The organism is Rhodococcus sp. IEGM 1351, from assembly GCF_030056875.1.
In the GTDB taxonomy this organism is placed as follows: domain Bacteria; phylum Actinomycetota; class Actinomycetes; order Mycobacteriales; family Mycobacteriaceae; genus Rhodococcus_F; species Rhodococcus_F opacus.
The window spans coordinates 192,344-206,737 of sequence record NZ_JASHKU010000006.1 but is presented as its reverse complement, the minus strand read 5'-3'; the positions used below and the strand labels follow the sequence as shown (position 1 = coordinate 206,737).

At 67.9% G+C, this 14,394-nt stretch carries 16 protein-coding genes and 4 pseudogenes; 12 read left to right on the top strand and 8 right to left on the bottom strand.

Annotated features, from left to right (window positions below):
• Window positions 1–39 precede the first annotated feature (39 nt).
• Window positions 40–528, bottom strand: a complete 489-nt coding sequence (locus tag QM806_RS12980; protein ID WP_005254669.1) for a hypothetical protein — start codon at window positions 526–528, stop codon at window positions 40–42.
• 371 nt (window positions 529–899) lie between these two features.
• Between QM806_RS12980 and QM806_RS12975 the strand changes: the two genes are divergently transcribed.
• The 6 genes and pseudogenes from QM806_RS12975 to QM806_RS12950 all read left to right on the top strand — a co-directional run bounded on the left by QM806_RS12975 (window position 900) and on the right by QM806_RS12950 (window position 6,020).
• Window positions 900–1,175, top strand: a complete 276-nt coding sequence (locus tag QM806_RS12975) for a hypothetical protein (RefSeq protein WP_005568944.1) — start codon at window positions 900–902, stop codon at window positions 1,173–1,175.
• A 312-nt stretch (window positions 1,176–1,487) separates the two neighbouring features.
• A pseudogene (locus tag QM806_RS12970) lies at window positions 1,488–2,793 on the top strand (inorganic phosphate transporter).
• A gap of 102 nt (window positions 2,794–2,895) precedes the next feature.
• Window positions 2,896–3,192, top strand: a pseudogene (locus QM806_RS12965) (DUF3349 domain-containing protein); the annotation flags it as partial.
• A 36-nt stretch (window positions 3,193–3,228) separates the two neighbouring features.
• A complete protein-coding gene (locus tag QM806_RS12960) occupies window positions 3,229–3,549 on the top strand; it encodes a DUF3349 domain-containing protein (RefSeq protein WP_249343998.1) in 321 nt (106 codons plus the stop codon).
• Window positions 3,550–3,615: 66 nt separating this feature from the next.
• Window positions 3,616–4,962, top strand: a complete 1,347-nt coding sequence (locus QM806_RS12955; protein WP_283291641.1) for a GlnX family signal transduction membrane protein — start codon at window positions 3,616–3,618, stop codon at window positions 4,960–4,962.
• A 14-nt stretch (window positions 4,963–4,976) separates the two neighbouring features.
• Window positions 4,977–6,020 carry a glutamate ABC transporter substrate-binding protein gene (locus tag QM806_RS12950; protein ID WP_502943856.1) on the top strand — a complete coding sequence of 348 codons (1,044 nt, stop codon included), beginning with the start codon at window positions 4,977–4,979 and terminating at the stop codon, window positions 6,018–6,020.
• Between the two features lie 316 nt (window positions 6,021–6,336).
• Here QM806_RS12950 and QM806_RS12945 read toward each other — a convergent pair whose 3' ends face one another.
• Window positions 6,337–6,618 carry a hypothetical protein gene (locus tag QM806_RS12945; RefSeq protein ID WP_005254688.1) on the bottom strand — a complete coding sequence of 94 codons (282 nt, stop codon included), beginning with the start codon at window positions 6,616–6,618 and terminating at the stop codon, window positions 6,337–6,339.
• 134 nt (window positions 6,619–6,752) lie between these two features.
• Here QM806_RS12945 and QM806_RS12940 point away from each other — a divergent pair, with 134 nt between their 5' ends.
• Window positions 6,753–6,893 (top strand): hypothetical protein, encoded by a 141-nt coding sequence (locus QM806_RS12940; RefSeq protein ID WP_155755996.1) that lies wholly within the window; start codon window positions 6,753–6,755, stop codon window positions 6,891–6,893.
• Here QM806_RS12940 and phoU read toward each other — a convergent pair whose 3' ends face one another.
• Complete coding sequence (gene phoU / locus QM806_RS12935; RefSeq protein ID WP_133985639.1) at window positions 6,894–7,541, bottom strand: phosphate signaling complex protein PhoU; 648 nt, start codon at window positions 7,539–7,541, stop codon at window positions 6,894–6,896.
• A 687-nt stretch (window positions 7,542–8,228) separates the two neighbouring features.
• Here phoU and QM806_RS12930 point away from each other — a divergent pair.
• Window positions 8,229–8,474 carry a hypothetical protein gene (locus QM806_RS12930; protein ID WP_005254691.1) on the top strand — a complete coding sequence of 82 codons (246 nt, stop codon included), beginning with the start codon at window positions 8,229–8,231 and terminating at the stop codon, window positions 8,472–8,474.
• Between the two features lie 40 nt (window positions 8,475–8,514).
• On the opposite strand, the gene QM806_RS12925 is transcribed toward QM806_RS12930, so the two are convergent.
• Window positions 8,515–8,877 carry a three-helix bundle dimerization domain-containing protein gene (locus QM806_RS12925; protein WP_133985640.1) on the bottom strand — a complete coding sequence of 121 codons (363 nt, stop codon included), beginning with the start codon at window positions 8,875–8,877 and terminating at the stop codon, window positions 8,515–8,517.
• Window positions 8,878–9,002: 125 nt separating this feature from the next.
• On the opposite strand from QM806_RS12925, the pseudogene QM806_RS41370 reads away from it, so the two are divergent.
• Window positions 9,003–9,569: pseudogene (locus QM806_RS41370) on the top strand (zinc ribbon domain-containing protein); the annotation flags it as partial.
• A 36-nt stretch (window positions 9,570–9,605) separates the two neighbouring features.
• On the opposite strand, the pseudogene QM806_RS12915 reads toward QM806_RS41370, so the two are convergent.
• The 3 genes and pseudogenes from QM806_RS12915 to QM806_RS12905 form a co-directional block, all read right to left on the bottom strand.
• Window positions 9,606–9,695, bottom strand: a pseudogene (locus tag QM806_RS12915) (hypothetical protein); the annotation flags it as partial.
• Between the two features lie 116 nt (window positions 9,696–9,811).
• The gene (locus QM806_RS12910; RefSeq protein ID WP_283291752.1) at window positions 9,812–10,120 is read right to left on the bottom strand and encodes a YciI family protein; all 309 of its coding nucleotides are present in this window, start codon (window positions 10,118–10,120) and stop codon (window positions 9,812–9,814) included.
• Window positions 10,121–10,264: 144 nt separating this feature from the next.
• Window positions 10,265–10,972, bottom strand: a complete 708-nt coding sequence (locus tag QM806_RS12905) for a TetR/AcrR family transcriptional regulator C-terminal domain-containing protein (protein WP_283291634.1) — start codon at window positions 10,970–10,972, stop codon at window positions 10,265–10,267.
• Between the two features lie 88 nt (window positions 10,973–11,060).
• Here QM806_RS12905 and QM806_RS12900 point away from each other — a divergent pair, with 88 nt between their 5' ends.
• Together QM806_RS12900 and QM806_RS12895 are read left to right on the top strand one after the other, a co-directional pair.
• Window positions 11,061–11,255: a CsbD family protein gene (locus QM806_RS12900; protein ID WP_005254699.1), complete on the top strand. Its 195-nt coding sequence runs from the start codon at window positions 11,061–11,063 to the stop codon at window positions 11,253–11,255.
• Between the two features lie 126 nt (window positions 11,256–11,381).
• Entirely contained in the window at window positions 11,382–12,584 is a 1,203-nt protein-coding gene (locus tag QM806_RS12895; RefSeq protein WP_133985641.1) for a fatty acid desaturase family protein, read from the top strand.
• 40 nt (window positions 12,585–12,624) lie between these two features.
• On the opposite strand, the gene QM806_RS12890 is transcribed toward QM806_RS12895, so the two are convergent.
• Window positions 12,625–12,864, bottom strand: a complete 240-nt coding sequence (locus tag QM806_RS12890) for a WhiB family transcriptional regulator (RefSeq protein WP_269591105.1) — start codon at window positions 12,862–12,864, stop codon at window positions 12,625–12,627.
• A gap of 371 nt (window positions 12,865–13,235) precedes the next feature.
• On the opposite strand from QM806_RS12890, the gene QM806_RS12885 reads away from it, so the two are divergent.
• Window positions 13,236–14,390: an acyl-CoA dehydrogenase family protein gene (locus QM806_RS12885; RefSeq protein ID WP_283291621.1), complete on the top strand. Its 1,155-nt coding sequence runs from the start codon at window positions 13,236–13,238 to the stop codon at window positions 14,388–14,390.
• Window positions 14,391–14,394 lie beyond the last annotated feature (4 nt).

The window sequence follows — 14,394 nt, the reverse complement described above, 5'->3', positions numbered from 1 at the left end:
GAAGTGCGGGTGCGGTGCTCGTGCTCGTGCTCGAGGATTTCACGGCTGCGGCGTCGACCGAACGGGCCGCGCCTTCACAGAGCCGGTCGACGATGTCTTTCCGGCACCGGATGTGCCGGCTGGGCCGGGCGCAGCGGCGGGTTTGTCGGTCGGTCCCGCAGCCTCCACCGATACCGCCGCGGATTCGGCGGCGCCCCGATCTCCGGCGGTCGACGTGGTCGCCAATGTCGTCCCAGTCGTCTTGCCGGACCGTGCGGCGTGCAGTTGGTGCAGCACCAGCGCGGTGCCGCCCGCCCCCAGGACGATCGGCCACTCGACCAATCCCGCCGCACCGATCGCCCCCATCGTCAACAACGCGGCGGGGGTGGAGTGGCTGCCGACCTTGACCCCCTCGCGCACTCCTCTCGCCGCGCCCCGCATACTTCCGGCCACCGCTCCCACCGCGGCACCACCGACGGCACCGGCGGTGGCCGTCACGGCCTCACCCGCTCCCGTGACCAACCGCGTCGTACCTTGCACAATCCCCATGACATCCACCCAGTTTCACTGGTCGCATCAATGCCCACCGCGACTCGGACGCGTGGGCCGAATTCCCCCGGCCGCAAGCCTAATCCTCGGTGAACGAAAAATGAACAATCGGTGCACAAGGTGGGTAACTTGGCTCCGGGCAACACGGCATCGCCGACCGATGGCCGTGGTCGCGGAGAGTAGGTGCGCATGTTCGTCCTGGTCCGTCACGCGCACGCGGGCGAGAAGAAGCGATGGCCCGGCCCCGACGCCGACCACCCCTGAGCACCCCCGGATACTGACAGGCACGCAGCCTCGTCCCCGCGCTGACCGGCATCGAGCTGCAGGCCCTGTTCGCCTCCGGCGCAACGCAGTTCGTAATGAGGTCCGCCGTGACCGAGAAAACGGACACCCGCTCGTCGCACCGGGACACGATGGAACGGGTACGCCGCGGCGAACGGTTCGCCGTGACACTGCCGATCCTGGGGCGCGTGAGCATCCCCCGCCCCAAGCAGCTGGCCTTCTTCACCGACCTCGGCGCCCTCGCAGCGCTGGGAATCATCGACTGGCCCGTCGCCCTCGTCATCGCGGCGGGCCAGGTCCTGGCCTCCGAGCCACACACCCGCTCACCCACCGGACCGCAGTCGCCGGAGACCGCGTCGCCGTAACCGATGTGCACAACCGCGTTTGCACCGGCGCCGACCGAGGTACACCCGCAAGCAGTGAGTTCCCGCCCCGCCAACCTGCCCCAGCCGCCGCCGGAGTCGGCGGCCGCCGGGCGTCGACAGCTCCGGAGCCATTCGATCAGGGCACCATATCGCGCGGGGCACCCACCCATCGAGGAGGCCGCGATGTCCGGTGCAGGTCCCGTCATCGCACACCCCGAAACCGCGTCGGTCGGCAGTCCGCACACCGCGCTGACGCACGCCCGCACCCAGGTGGGGGTGGTTCGCCGGGTCCGCACCGACCAGACTGGAACAGTGAACGCAGAATTTGTCGTTCTTCTTATCGTGGTCGTCACCGCACTGGGTTTCGATTTCACCAACGGATTCCACGACACCGCGAACGCCATGGCCACCTCGATCGCAACCGGGGCGCTCAAACCCAAGGTGGCGGTGACGCTTTCGGCGATTCTCAACCTGGTGGGCGCGTTCCTGTCGGTCGAGGTCGCCGCGACGGTGGCCAAGGGGATCGTCAACCTCGGTGACACCGGTGGGCAGGCGCTGCTGATCATCGTCTTCGCCGGCCTCGTCGGCGGCATCCTGTGGAACCTGCTGACGTGGCTGCTGGGCATTCCGTCGAGTTCGTCGCACGCCCTGTTCGGCGGCCTGATCGGGGCGACGATCGCCGCCCTCGGGATGGGCGGCGTCGAGTGGTCCGGGGTGGTGAGCAAGATCCTCGTTCCGGCGGTGCTCGCACCGGTGGTCGCGTGCCTGGTGGCCGCCACCGGCACCCGGCTGATCTACCGCATCACCGCGAGAGTCGAGGAAAACGCGAAGGAACAAGGTTTCCGCTGGGGGGCAGATCGGGTCGGCCTCGCTGGTCTCGCTCGCGCACGGTACCAACGATGCTCAGACGACGATGGGCATCATTTTCCTGGCGTTGGTGGCGTACGGCAGCATCACCGCCGACACCGCGATGCCCTTCTGGGTGAAACTCTCGTGCGCCCTCGCGATCGCCCTGGGCACCTACCTCGGCGGTTGGCGGATCATCCGCACGCTCGGGAAGGGTTTGGTCGAGATCACCTCGCCCCAGGGGATGGCCGCCGAGGCGTCCTCGGCCGCAATCATCCTCACCTCCAGCCACTTCGGCCTCCCGCTCTCGACCACCCAGGTCGCGACCGGATCCATCCTCGGCACCGGGATCGGCAAGTCCGGGGCCGAGGTCCGGTGGGGTGTGGCCGGCCGGATGGCGGTCGCGTGGCTGTTCACCCTGCCCTCCGCCGCCGTGGTCGGGGCGGTGTGCTGGCTGATCGCCGACGTGATCGGCGGGCTGCCCGGCGTCCTCGTGGTGTTCGCGTTGCTCCTGATCGCGGCCGCCGCCCTGTACCTGCGCTCGCGCCGCAACCCGATCGACACCTCGAACGTCAACGAGGAGTGTTCATGGACACCGTGGACTCGCTCTGGCAGGTCGTGCTCATCGGCCTGCTCTTCGGTGCCGGCCTGCCCGCCGTCTTCGCGCTCGGAATCCGGTTCCTGTTGCCGGGGGCCACGACGACCGCGGACGGAAACGGCGTCACCCGCACACCGGCCGCTCTGTTCGCCGGGTTGGCATGCTTCGCGGTGATCCTCGTCGCGATCGTCGCCGGAATACTCTTCATCATGAAGGACTTCCTCGCCCACGATTTCGGAATCCACATCTCCTGACGCACAGAAAGGACGACCTGTCGTGCATCGGACATCGATCACCGCAGTCCCGGCGAAGGTTCTGGCCTGGGTTCGCGGCGGCTACCCGCACGGGATCCCCCGGGAGGACTACGTTGCACTGTTCGCCGTCCTGCATCGCCACCTCACCGAGACCGAGGTGGGCGAGATCGTCGACGAACTGTCGGCGCCGGCCGGGCACGCCCTCGAGGACGGCAGGATCGACCGCGCCGAGATCGAGGACGCCATCGCCCACCTGGTCCACGAACACCCCGACGACGACGACATCACCCGGGTGGCCTCCCGCCTGGCCGCGGGCGGCTGGCCGCTCGAGTCGGCGCTCGCGGAGAAAACCCCGCTGGTCAAGGCCCTGCCCCCGTTGTCGGCCAGCATCATCGGCTGGCTGCGCGCCGGTTATCCGCAGGGTGTGCCGGAGAACGACTACATCCCGCTGATCGCCCTGCTGCGCCGGCGCCTGTCCGACGAGGAGGTTCGCGAGATCACAGCGGCGCTCGTCGACCAGGGTGACCTCCCGATCGGCAAGCCGGACATCCAGATGATGATCACCAAGGTCACCAACGAGATACCCCTCGACGTGGACGTCGAGCGGGTCCGCGCCCATCTGGTGGCCGGCGGCTGGGCCATCACGGACGACACGCCGAACGACCATCCGCACTGAGTCGCGCTGATGGTCTGATCGCACCGCATCGAACGCTCGGTATCGGTGCGGGGAGGAGGGCATCAGGTGTTCCACCGCGGCAGCACCCTCACCCGCGACGTACACGAGCTGGACGAGTCGATGCTCGTCGAGCCCGAGTCCCGCCGCCCATTCTGGCGGACCTTCCTGGCCTCCACACCGGGCCGGCTTTCGGTGCTGGCGGTGGTCCTCGTCGCGGCCGCGCTGGCGGCGGGCGTGGTGGCGTTGGCGGTCACCGACGCGCGTCAGCGGGAGATCGACACCCTGCGGACACACTCGGAGCCCCTGGCCGACGCGGCCCAGAGCCTCTACAGTTCGCTGTCGATCGCGGACGCCGCCGCGACGACGTCCTTCCTGTTCGGCGGGTCCGAACCAGTTGGGGTGAGAGAGCGCTACAACCAGGCCGTCGGGGACGCCGCCAACGCGTTGGTGACCGCCTCGACCGGCGTCTCCGCGGCGGATGCGGAAGCAGTCGGTCTGCTGTCGGAGATATCGAGGCGCTTCGCCGAGTACACCAGCCTGATCGCCACCGCGCGCGCCAACGACCGCTCCGGAAACCCGGTCGGACTCACCTACCTCGGTAACGCCTCCTCCATGCTGCAGGGCACCATCCTGCCGCTGGCGCACCGGCTGTGCACCGAGCAGTGGACATCGGTGGCCACCACGCAGACGCGCACAACCCGGCTGCCCGTGCTCGCATTCGCGGTGACGACGTCCGCTCTGCTCGGACTGGTGCTGGCGCAGGTGTACCTGGCACGCAAGAGCCGGCGGCTGATCAACCCCGGCCTGGTCGTGGCCGCGCTGCTGATGGCCGGCCTGCTGGTGTGGTCGGTGGCGGCGTTCATGGTGTCCACCGCGGCGGCCGAGCGCGCCCGGACGGCCGGGACGCAACCGCTCAGCGCGCTCGTGACCGCCCGGATCCTGGCGCAGCAGGCGCGGGCAGATGAAATGCTCGGCATGCTGCGGCGAGGGTCGGACTCCCAATCCGAGGTCGACTTCTCCCGGCACTCGACCGTGCTGTCCGAGATACTCGCCCAACACCGGAACACTTCTCGAGGTGGGGTGGCCGACGCTCCGGTCGCCGACGCCGCCACAGCGCTCGACGGGTGGCGGGACACCCACACGGTGGTGCAGGACAGACTCGGGAACGGAGACTATCCGGGGGCGGCCGCCCTCGCCGTCGGCCCCGGCGACGACGCGTCCACCGCCCGGTTCGCCGCACTCGATGACGCGTTGCGGTCGGCGATCGACAAGTTGCGGGACGAGGAACGCGAAGCCACCGACGACGCGTACCGCGCCACGTCGCTGCTGCCCGTGGGGGCACTCGCGCTCGGCGTGCTCTGCGGGTTCGCCGTCGGCGGGGGCATCTGGCCCAGGTTGAACGAGTACCACTGATGCCCCGGCGCGGAATGGAGACGGGGCCAGGGATCGGCCCGCGCCTCGAGCCGGACCACGGGCGTCGAACATCCCGGGCCGGCCGTTTCGCCGGCGCACTCCTGGCCGCCGGGGTGGTCCTCGCCGGGTGCACGGCCCCCGAACCCGTCACGCCCGCCGTCACCGGTGATTACACCGAGCTGTCCCTGCCGACCGGAACGCAGATCATCCCACCCGCGGGCATCGCCCCCGCGGAGCCACCGGCGCCGTCCACCTGCGGCGCGCTGGCCAGCCTGCGCCCGGCCCCGCCCGTCCTGACCGGCGCCCGGCCACCCGGACGGTTGGTCGCCGACATCCTCGAACGGGGCCGGCTGATCGTCGGGGTCGGCCAGGACACCAACCTGTTCAGTTTCCGTGACCCCACCACCGACACCATCACCGGCTTCGACGTGGACGTGGCGAGGGAGGTCGCACGCGACCTCCTCGGCGACCCGGACAAGATCGAATTCCGGCCCCTCACCCCCGCCGGCCGCTTCGACGCGCTCGAGAAGAACGAGGTCGACATCGTCGCGCAGACCACTACCATCACGTGTGAGCGGGCCGAGCGGGTGGCGTTCTCCACCGTCTACCTCGAGGCCCACCAACGCCTGCTGGTGCCGGAGGGGTCGGCGATCTCCGGGCCCGCAGACCTGGTCGGCGCACGCGTGTGCGCCGCCGCCGACACCACCTCCCTCGACACCATCCGCCGAATCCAACCGCAGGCCACGATCGTCGCCGTCCCCGACCTGGCCGACTGCCTGGTGGTCCTCCAACAGCGTCAGGCCGACGCCGCCAGCAGCGACGACACCATCCTCGAGGGCCTCGCCGCCCAGGACCCCACCCTCGAAATCGTCGGTCTACCACTGGAACCCGAGCCCTATGGCATCGGCATCAACAAGACCAACACCGACCTGGTGCGCCGAGTCAACGGCACCCTCGAACGGATGCGCACGGACGGGACGTGGACGACCCTCTACCGACGATGGCTGACCGCACTCGGCCCGCCCCCCGATCCGCCTGCCCCCACCTACCGGGACTGAAGTCACCCCCATTCCGGAGCGACAACACCGCAGCAGACGAAGACACCGCCCCACGCCGCAACGCGGCTCGACCAACCGCAGCATCGACGGTGGGTCGGGTCGTCCGCCCGCCCTGAGAAGTCACGACGACCTCACCTCCCGGAAACGCGGTGGTTGCTCCACGCCGCCTACGCTGGTGACGCACCCAACACATCAACCGGATGGTTCCCGCTGATGACGACCCTTTCGCCCCGCCACCCACCCCCTGAGCGCATCCCGAACCCTCGGCCGGACAACCGCCGGTCCACGACCGACATCGCCGGCGTGGCCGAGGCCCTCACCGGTGGGCGGCTGCTTCCCCGCCGCGGCGCCGAGAACGATCCCCGCGTCCAGTGACGGGCCACCCACGGCACCGACCACCCCGGCGGCCCACCACATCCGCGACCCGCACGGCCGCGGTGAGTGCCCGCAACCGGATCGGGCGGGTGAGCGTGGCCGGGGTCGTGACGGTGTCGGCGGGGGTGGTCTGCCTGGCGTTGGGTGCGGTGTCCGGGGCCGCGTTGGTGTTCGGGATCGGTGTGCTGACCGCGCCGGCGATGATCCTGATCGCGGTGACCACCGCCGGGTTCCTCGCCGCCGGTGCGGTATTGATCGCCCGCGCCCGCCCGCATCGAGCGGAGCGATCGGCGGCCGGTGAATGGTCCCCACCGCCGCTGTCCGATGACCACACCGATCAACGACGGAAGGCAATCCATGACCGACGTACCGGTCGAGTGCCCCGCGCGAGTGAACACCACCGAATGGATCAAGGCCCACCTCGAGCGGATGGGCCACGCCGACCCGGCCGGCGACACCCGGCACGAACCCGACCTGAGGACCCACCAGCCCGAATAGTCATTCGTCGGGAAATTCTCCGGTGATCACGAAGATGACGCGGCGACTGATCTCGACGGTGTGATCACAGAACCGTTCATAGAACCGGCCCAGCAGCGTGATGTTCACCGCGGACGCGGCCCCGTACAGCCAGTCGTCGCCCTTGGTGGCGGCGAACAGCCGGCGGAGCAGCTCGTCGGTCCGCTCGTCCACCCAGATCAGGTCCAACGCGGCCGCCTCGTCTCGGGTCCGCAGGACCTCCCGGGCCGCCGCCGCCTGCGCCGCCGCCGCGACGCCCATGTCCGAGATGATGGCTCGTAGCTCGAAGGGAACGACCGGCTCGGGGTGGTGCAGCCGCGCCACCTCGGCGATGTGCGCCGCCAGGCTGCCCATCCGTCGCAGGTCCGCGATGTTGTGCATGCCGCCGATCAGGGCCCGCAGGTCCAGTGCCACCGGTTGCTGACGGGCAATCAGGGTGAGCGCGCGATGATCGAGTTCCCGACCCCGAATGTCGATGTCCGCATTCAGTTCGGCGGCCCGGTCCGCCGCAGTGAGGTCAGTATCGAGCAGAGCGCGCGTGGCGCGATCGATCGCAACCTCCGTCAAGGCACACAGCTCGACGAGGTCATCTTTGATCTCCGCGAGTTCTTCGTCGAAGTGTTCCCGCATCGTCCCGGATTCCCTCTCCGATCGAAACTCCGCTGTCCGAGCGCCGCTCGGCGGCACGCTGCCCGGGAATACCCCCCTCCCGGGGAAAACAGTCCTTCTCGCGGGGGAATCCCGGCCGTGATGGTGGCCTGGTTGCCCGGGCGGGACAGGGCTTCTGACGTTTCCCCGGGGGCGTGGCCGATCACCACGGCTCCTGAGCGGGGTCGACCGCCCGGATCAGTCGCGTTGCTCCCCGGGTACGGTGTCGGCGGCTTGGCCGGCCCGAACGGACTGGTCGTAGTGGTCGACGATCGACGCCTGTTCATCGGACGGGGCGATTCGGCACGCACGATGAACTCAGCGCGGCGCGCTTCGATCGCCACCCGGTGCTCCCAGTACGAATCCGATCGTCCGCGCGATACTCCTGGAACCCCCATCAGGGTCTCCTCTCCATCCGTACCCGGCCCGAGACTCTTCGGCCATGTTGTCGCGATGCTCGGTGTTGTCGCATCCGAACCACGAGCCCGACCGCCCCATTCTTTCGTAATGGACGAGAATCCGCCGGGGGGAGCCGAAGTGCACTGCCCTGTCGGCAGAGCCACGCCCCTTGGCCGAAGCCGGATTGCGCGGGAAGTCGGGGTGTGCTGCCCCGCGAACATGGTGGCAGTCAGGCGGCCGCCGTGCCTCTTCCATGCGAGAATGACATCCGTGCCCGACCAGCCGAACAGCAGCGCACCCGGCCGATTCACGGTCGGCGCGAAGGTGTGGTTCCGGGACGGTGCCGGCGGCGACCACATCGCCCGGCTACCCGGCACGGTCGTTGAGGACTACGGCGACGAGGTCGCCGCCAACGCGCACCTGGGCCGCGACTGGGCGCCCGTCCGGCGGTGGGCCGTCGCGTTGGACGAGGGTCGGCTCGTCTTCAGCGACGGTCACGACCTCGAGGACCGGTGACCCGGACCGGACGATCAGGGTCGATCCGAGCCGGAAACGCCTACTCCGCGGCCGCCGCGGCGATCGACATTCGGGTGTCCGGGTACCAGCCCCGCAGCCAGCCTGGCCACCACCGGCGGCACGCGATCACCTCGGCACCGGCCACCTCGGAACCGATCACCTCGGAACTGGCCTTCGGCGCCGCCTCGGGCTCGACGGCAACGACGGGCACCAGCCCCTGAAGTTTCTCTCGGGCGAGCCGCTCGACCAGAAGCGGAACGAAGTCCCGCACCTTCCCGGTCGCGAAGTGCTCGTGCGCCGAGCGCACCACCTGTTCGATGCCCTCCCGGGGCAGGCCCGGGAACCTCGTACCGAGACGGTCGATGACTTGGTCGATGTGCAGCAACTCTTCATCGTGCGTCATGAGAAAATCCTCCGCCGAGCCACGGGCGGGGTCAACGAGTGGATCGAAGACCTCGACGATCCTCGTCGTGATCCTCCTCGCACACGTGCGGCGCTCCTCGGGTTTATGTGGGCGCCATTTCTGCTGCAGCGGGCGCGACGGTGATCGCGGTCGAAGACCTCACCACCCTCGAGACCCGCGGGCACGGGCGCGTCAACAACAATCGGGCCGCGCAATCAGCGCGCCGCAAAGCCGTCGACGCTCTCACACACACTGCCGCCGGCGTCGGTGTGACGGTGGTGTCCGTACCGGCACGCGGATCCTCGGCGTTGTGTCCGGGCTGCAACGAACCACTGGCTCGTCCCGGCGGTTACCACCGGGCCTGGTGTGCGCGGTGCAAAGTCGGCGGACATCGTGACCATGTGGCGGGCGTGAACCTGGCCAAGCGGGCATTGCTGGGACGCGGACAAGCCGTTCGCAAGCGCGGGGAGAGTCCGCAGATCCGGGTGATCGAGCATGCGCCGGTGCGCCGATGCCGCGACAAGAAGGGTCCCACTCCGAGCAGGCCGCGGCATCGCTGTGTCCGTCGTAGTGCTCCCGCCGCGACACCGCCGGTGGGGGTGAACCAGACCAGGATTGTTCCTGCGCCACAAGCGTCGGTGTGGGACACGGTAAAACCCGCAACACCGCAGCGTGTTACGGGTAGCCGTGAGCAGCCAGGCCACGGGGTCGCTCGGAACGGTGTCGCCCCACTTGCGCAACGCGAGAGCACACGCATCCTGCAGCGCATCCTCGGCGAGTTCGAAGTCGCCGAGCACGTGGATCAGGGCTGCGAGCATCCGGGCCCGGTGCTCCCGGTACACCTGCTGCAGCCCCGGTTCGACATTCATTCGCCGCCGGCCGTCACATTCGCCGGACGGTGGTCCAGGCCCGGCACATCGACGATGGGCCGCACCTAGATCGACCCCAGCTCGGCCAACGGGCACAGGGCCGCGAGCTCCAGGGCTTCGTCCAGATTGCGGCAGTCGAGGACATAGGCGCCGCCGAGGTGTTCGTGCGTCTCGGCGAAGGGGCCGTCGGTGGTCAGCGTCCGACCGTCCCGAACACTGACGGTGGTGGCGGTGTGTTCCGGCTGCAGCGGGTGCCCGGAGACGAAGACGCCGCGGCGGCGGCACTCGTCGGCGAAGGCGTTCACCCGGGCCAACGCCTCGGCGAAACCCGGATCGCCCGGTTCGGGCGGTTCACAGTTGTAGATCAACAGCATGTACTGCACAGGTCGCTCCTCTCACCCGCAACAAGTCGGCTGTAGAGAATGACGAACGAGCCAACCCTATCTCGACTCTTCGGCCCGATCGGTTTCGATATCAGCACCGTCGGCCCGCTCGAGTCGATGTTCCAGCGCTCTATATCACCGGCCGGGAGGAGGGCCGGGGTGCGTCAGCGTCGCGGTCAAGCCCGCGAGGAGGATGTCGACTCCGCGTTCGAGTTCGGCGGCGCCGTCGTAGGACGCCAGGACCGGCGCCAGACCCCGGAGTAGAGGGAACTCGCCGATCGGCAGGCGGTGAAGGCCGAGGCGCAGAAGGTCGTCGGACTCGTCGGGACGCTCGACGAGTTCCTGCAGCTCGTTGAGGACGTGGCCGTAGAGGAAGCCGAACAACGCCCGATAGACGTGCAAGGCATCGGCGTCGGTGAAACCCGCCTTGGTGAGCAGGGCCAGGATGTTCTCGAGGGGACGCAGGGTGCCGAGCGGCCTGAGCCCGAGCGGCGTCGACAGCGGCCGGGTCACCAGAAGCGGCACCACCTGAGGATGGGCGAGGGCCAACCGGCGGAACCCCCGCGCGACCTCCCGTAGCTGGGTGGCCCAGTCGCCGTCGTCGGTATCGACCTCGAGTTCTTCGAGGACGAGCTCGGCGACCCCGTCGAGAAGTGCGGCCTTGTTCGGGGCGTGGCGGTACAGGGTCATCGGGTCGCGGCCGAGTGCCTTACCGAGGCGGCGCATGGACAGCCCGTCGATTCCGTCACGGTCGATGATCTCGAGCGCGCACTCGAGAATCCGCTCACGGGTGATCGGGCCACCGTCGGAGTGGATCGAACGACGCTCGGGCACCTTCGCCATCACGACACCTTCCCTCATTTCCAACTGTAGGCCTAAACCGTAGATATACAGTGTTGACATGAGGGTCGCGTCCGGCGTTGACTTGGTTATGAGCATCGGAAAGAAGCTTCGACACAAGGCTGAAACCACTGAAGGCGTCGCCAAGAAGACCGTCGGGAAGGCACTCGGAAACGAGCGCATGGAGGCCGAAGGACGCGCACAGGAAACCAAAGGCAAGCTCAAGCAATCCGGCGACCAGATCAAGCAGGCAGGGCAGAAGATCAAGAACATTTTCAAACACTGACCCGCACTGCACACTGCCCGACACTCAGCCCCGTCCCGAAATCAGGCCGTCATCATGATCATTCCCGGAAGCCACTACTACTGACACACAGCCGATCCGGGGCGGTACCGGAAACTGGAGTCGATCATGGCGATATCCGACATCAAGGAATACGCACACCTCACCGACGCGGACGTCGAGGCGCTCAGTGCCGAACTCGACGCCATCAGGCGGGACGTCACCGATTCACTCGGCGAGCGAGACGCCACCTACATCCACCGGACGATCGCCTTCCAGCGCGGGCTGGATGCCGCTGCGCGGCTGGTGATCCACGCAAGCCGGGCGCGAGCCGGGTGGGTTCTCGGGACCACGGCTCTCGCTGTGGCCAAGAGCGTGGAGAACATGGAGATCGGGCACAACGTGTCCCACGGCCAGTGGGACTGGATGAACGACCCGGAAATCCACTCCAGCACCTGGGAATGGGACATGGCGGGTCTGTCGTCCCAGTGGCAGTACTCCCACAACTATCGCCACCACGTGTTCAGCAACGTGGTCGGGATGGACGACGACCTCGGATTCGGCGTCATCCGCATCACCCGCGACCAGCCGTGGAAGCCGGACAATCTGCTGCAACCGCTGCGGAACCTGTTGCTGGCGGCCACGTTCGAATGGGGAATAGCCCTGCACGGTCTGTATTCCGAGCAGGCGCGCGCCGGCACAGGCACCGAGAAATCTGCCCACACACGAGCCCTGCTCGGCAAAATCGTGCGGCAGACGGGCAAGGACTACGTGCTCTTTCCCGCCCTCAGCGGGCGGCGGTGGCGGCGGACGCTGAAGGCGAACCTCGCCGCCAACCTGCTGCGAAACCTGTGGGCCTACGTCGTGATCTTCTGCGGTCACTTCCCGGACGGCGCCGAGAAGTTCACACCCGCCGAACTGGAGAACGAGACCCGGGCGGAATGGTATCTACGCCAGATGCTCGGCACCGCAAACTTCCGAGCCGGCGCCGTGCTGGCATTCCTCAGCGGCAACCTCTGCTACCAGATCGAGCACCACCTGTTCCCCGACCTCCCCAGCAACCGCTACCCGGAAATCGCGACGCGGGTCCGCGCACTGTGTGAGAAGTACGATCTGCCCTACACCACCGGTTCGCTTGCCAAGCAATACCTTTTGACCCTGCGCACCATCCACAAGCTGGCGCTCCCGGACCGGTTTCTGTCCGCGACCGCCGATGATGCTCCCGAGACCGCGTCCGAACTGAAATTCCGCACAGCATCCACCACGCCCGCGGACGGAGGCACCGGACGGCGCGCGGGGCTCCGCACCGCGCTGCGCGCGGACCAGCACTGAGCCGCTACGGGCGAGCGGTGACGCCGCGGACATCACGCAGTCATGAGCGGTATCGACCGAGTCGCGGCGGTCGAAGATACCGGCGGTCCTTCTCCGTCGTGCCGCCCCAGACGCCGAATTGTTCACCGGTGATCAGTGCGTGATTTCGGCACTCGGTCCGGACCGGGCAGGGCTCGCAGACATGCTTCGCGGCTCGTTCTCGACGAATGCGTGCGCCCTGCCCTTCGCCCTCGCACGGAAAGAAGAGCTCGGTGTCCATGGACCGGCATCGCGCGTGCATCCGCCAATCCCAGTCCGGCACGGAGAGTGCGACCGGCTGGAGTTCGAAGCTGTGCTGAGACATCCTGCTCGCCTCTTTCGTGAGAAACGGTGTTCGCTCGACGCGCGGTCGTGGTGACCGATGGGGCACGGGCACTTTCCGGCCATTCACTCTGTGAAGGGACTGTAAATACGGCCATTAAGTCCATCGGCCCTTCCGATCGCGCTCTGAGCCTTTGAACAGCATAGATAGGAACTATCCGGACCAAATGGTGGCACCGGATGCGGGCGAATGTCAACGCCCACCCTTGACGAATGCGTACATATTCGAGAATATGGCCGTACAAATTATCGGGTCTCCGCGGCCCCTCGCACCGATTCGGGAGAAGTGCAATGAGCTACAGGCTGAACGAGGAAGAGTCCTTCCTGGTCAAGACGGTCCGCGAGTTCGTCGACCGTGAGGTCAAGCCGTCGGTACAGGAGGTCGAGCACGCCAACGAGTACCCCGAGAAGTGGATCGAGCAGATGAAGCAGATCGGGATCTACGGTCTGGCGGTCCAGGAGGAGTACGGCGGATCACCGGTGACGATGCCGTGCTACGCGCAGGTCACCGAGGAACTGGCCCGTGGCTGGATGAGCCTGGCCGGTGCGATGGGCGGGCACACCGTCGTCGCGAAGCTGCTGTCGCTGTACGGCACCGAGGAGCAGAAGCAGCAGTACCTGCCGAAGATGGCGACCGGCGAGATCCGGGCCACCATGGCGCTGACCGAGCCCGGCGGCGGTTCCGATCTGCAGGCCATGTCCACCAACGCCAAGACCGACGGCGAAGACCTCGTCATCAACGGATCGAAGACGTGGATCTCCAACGCCCGCCGATCCGGCCTGATCGCGCTGCTCTGCAAGACCGATCCGAGCGCGACCCCCAAGCACAAGGGGATTTCGATCGTCCTGGTCGAGCACGGTCCCGGTCTGACGGTGTCGCGGGATCTGCCCAAGCTCGGCTACAAGGGCGTCGAGACGTGTGAGCTGTCGTTCGACAACTACCGGATCTCGGCGGACGCGGTCCTGGGCGGCGTTGCCGGCCAGGGGTTCGCGCAGATGATGAAGGGCCTCGAGACCGGACGCATCCAGGTGGCCTGCCGGGCCATCGGTGTCGCGGCCGCTGCTCTCGAGGACTCGCTCGCCTACGCGCAGCAGCGGGAGAGTTTCGGCAAGCCGATCTGGAAGCACCAGTCGATCGGCAACTACCTGGCCGACATGGCAACCAAGCTGACCGCGGCACGGCAGCTCACCCGACATGCCGCCGAGCAGTACGACAGCGGTGATCGGTGCGACATGGAGGCCGGCATGGCCAAGCTGTACGCGTCCGAGGTCGCCATGGACATCGCCCTCAACGCGGTGCGCATCCACGGCGGCTACGGCTATTCCACCGAGTACGACGTCGAGCGGTACTTCCGGGACGCCCCACTGATGATCGTCGGCGAGGGCACCAACGAGATCCAGCGCAACGTCATCGCCGGCCAACTGGTGGCACGCGGAGGGCTCTGATCCG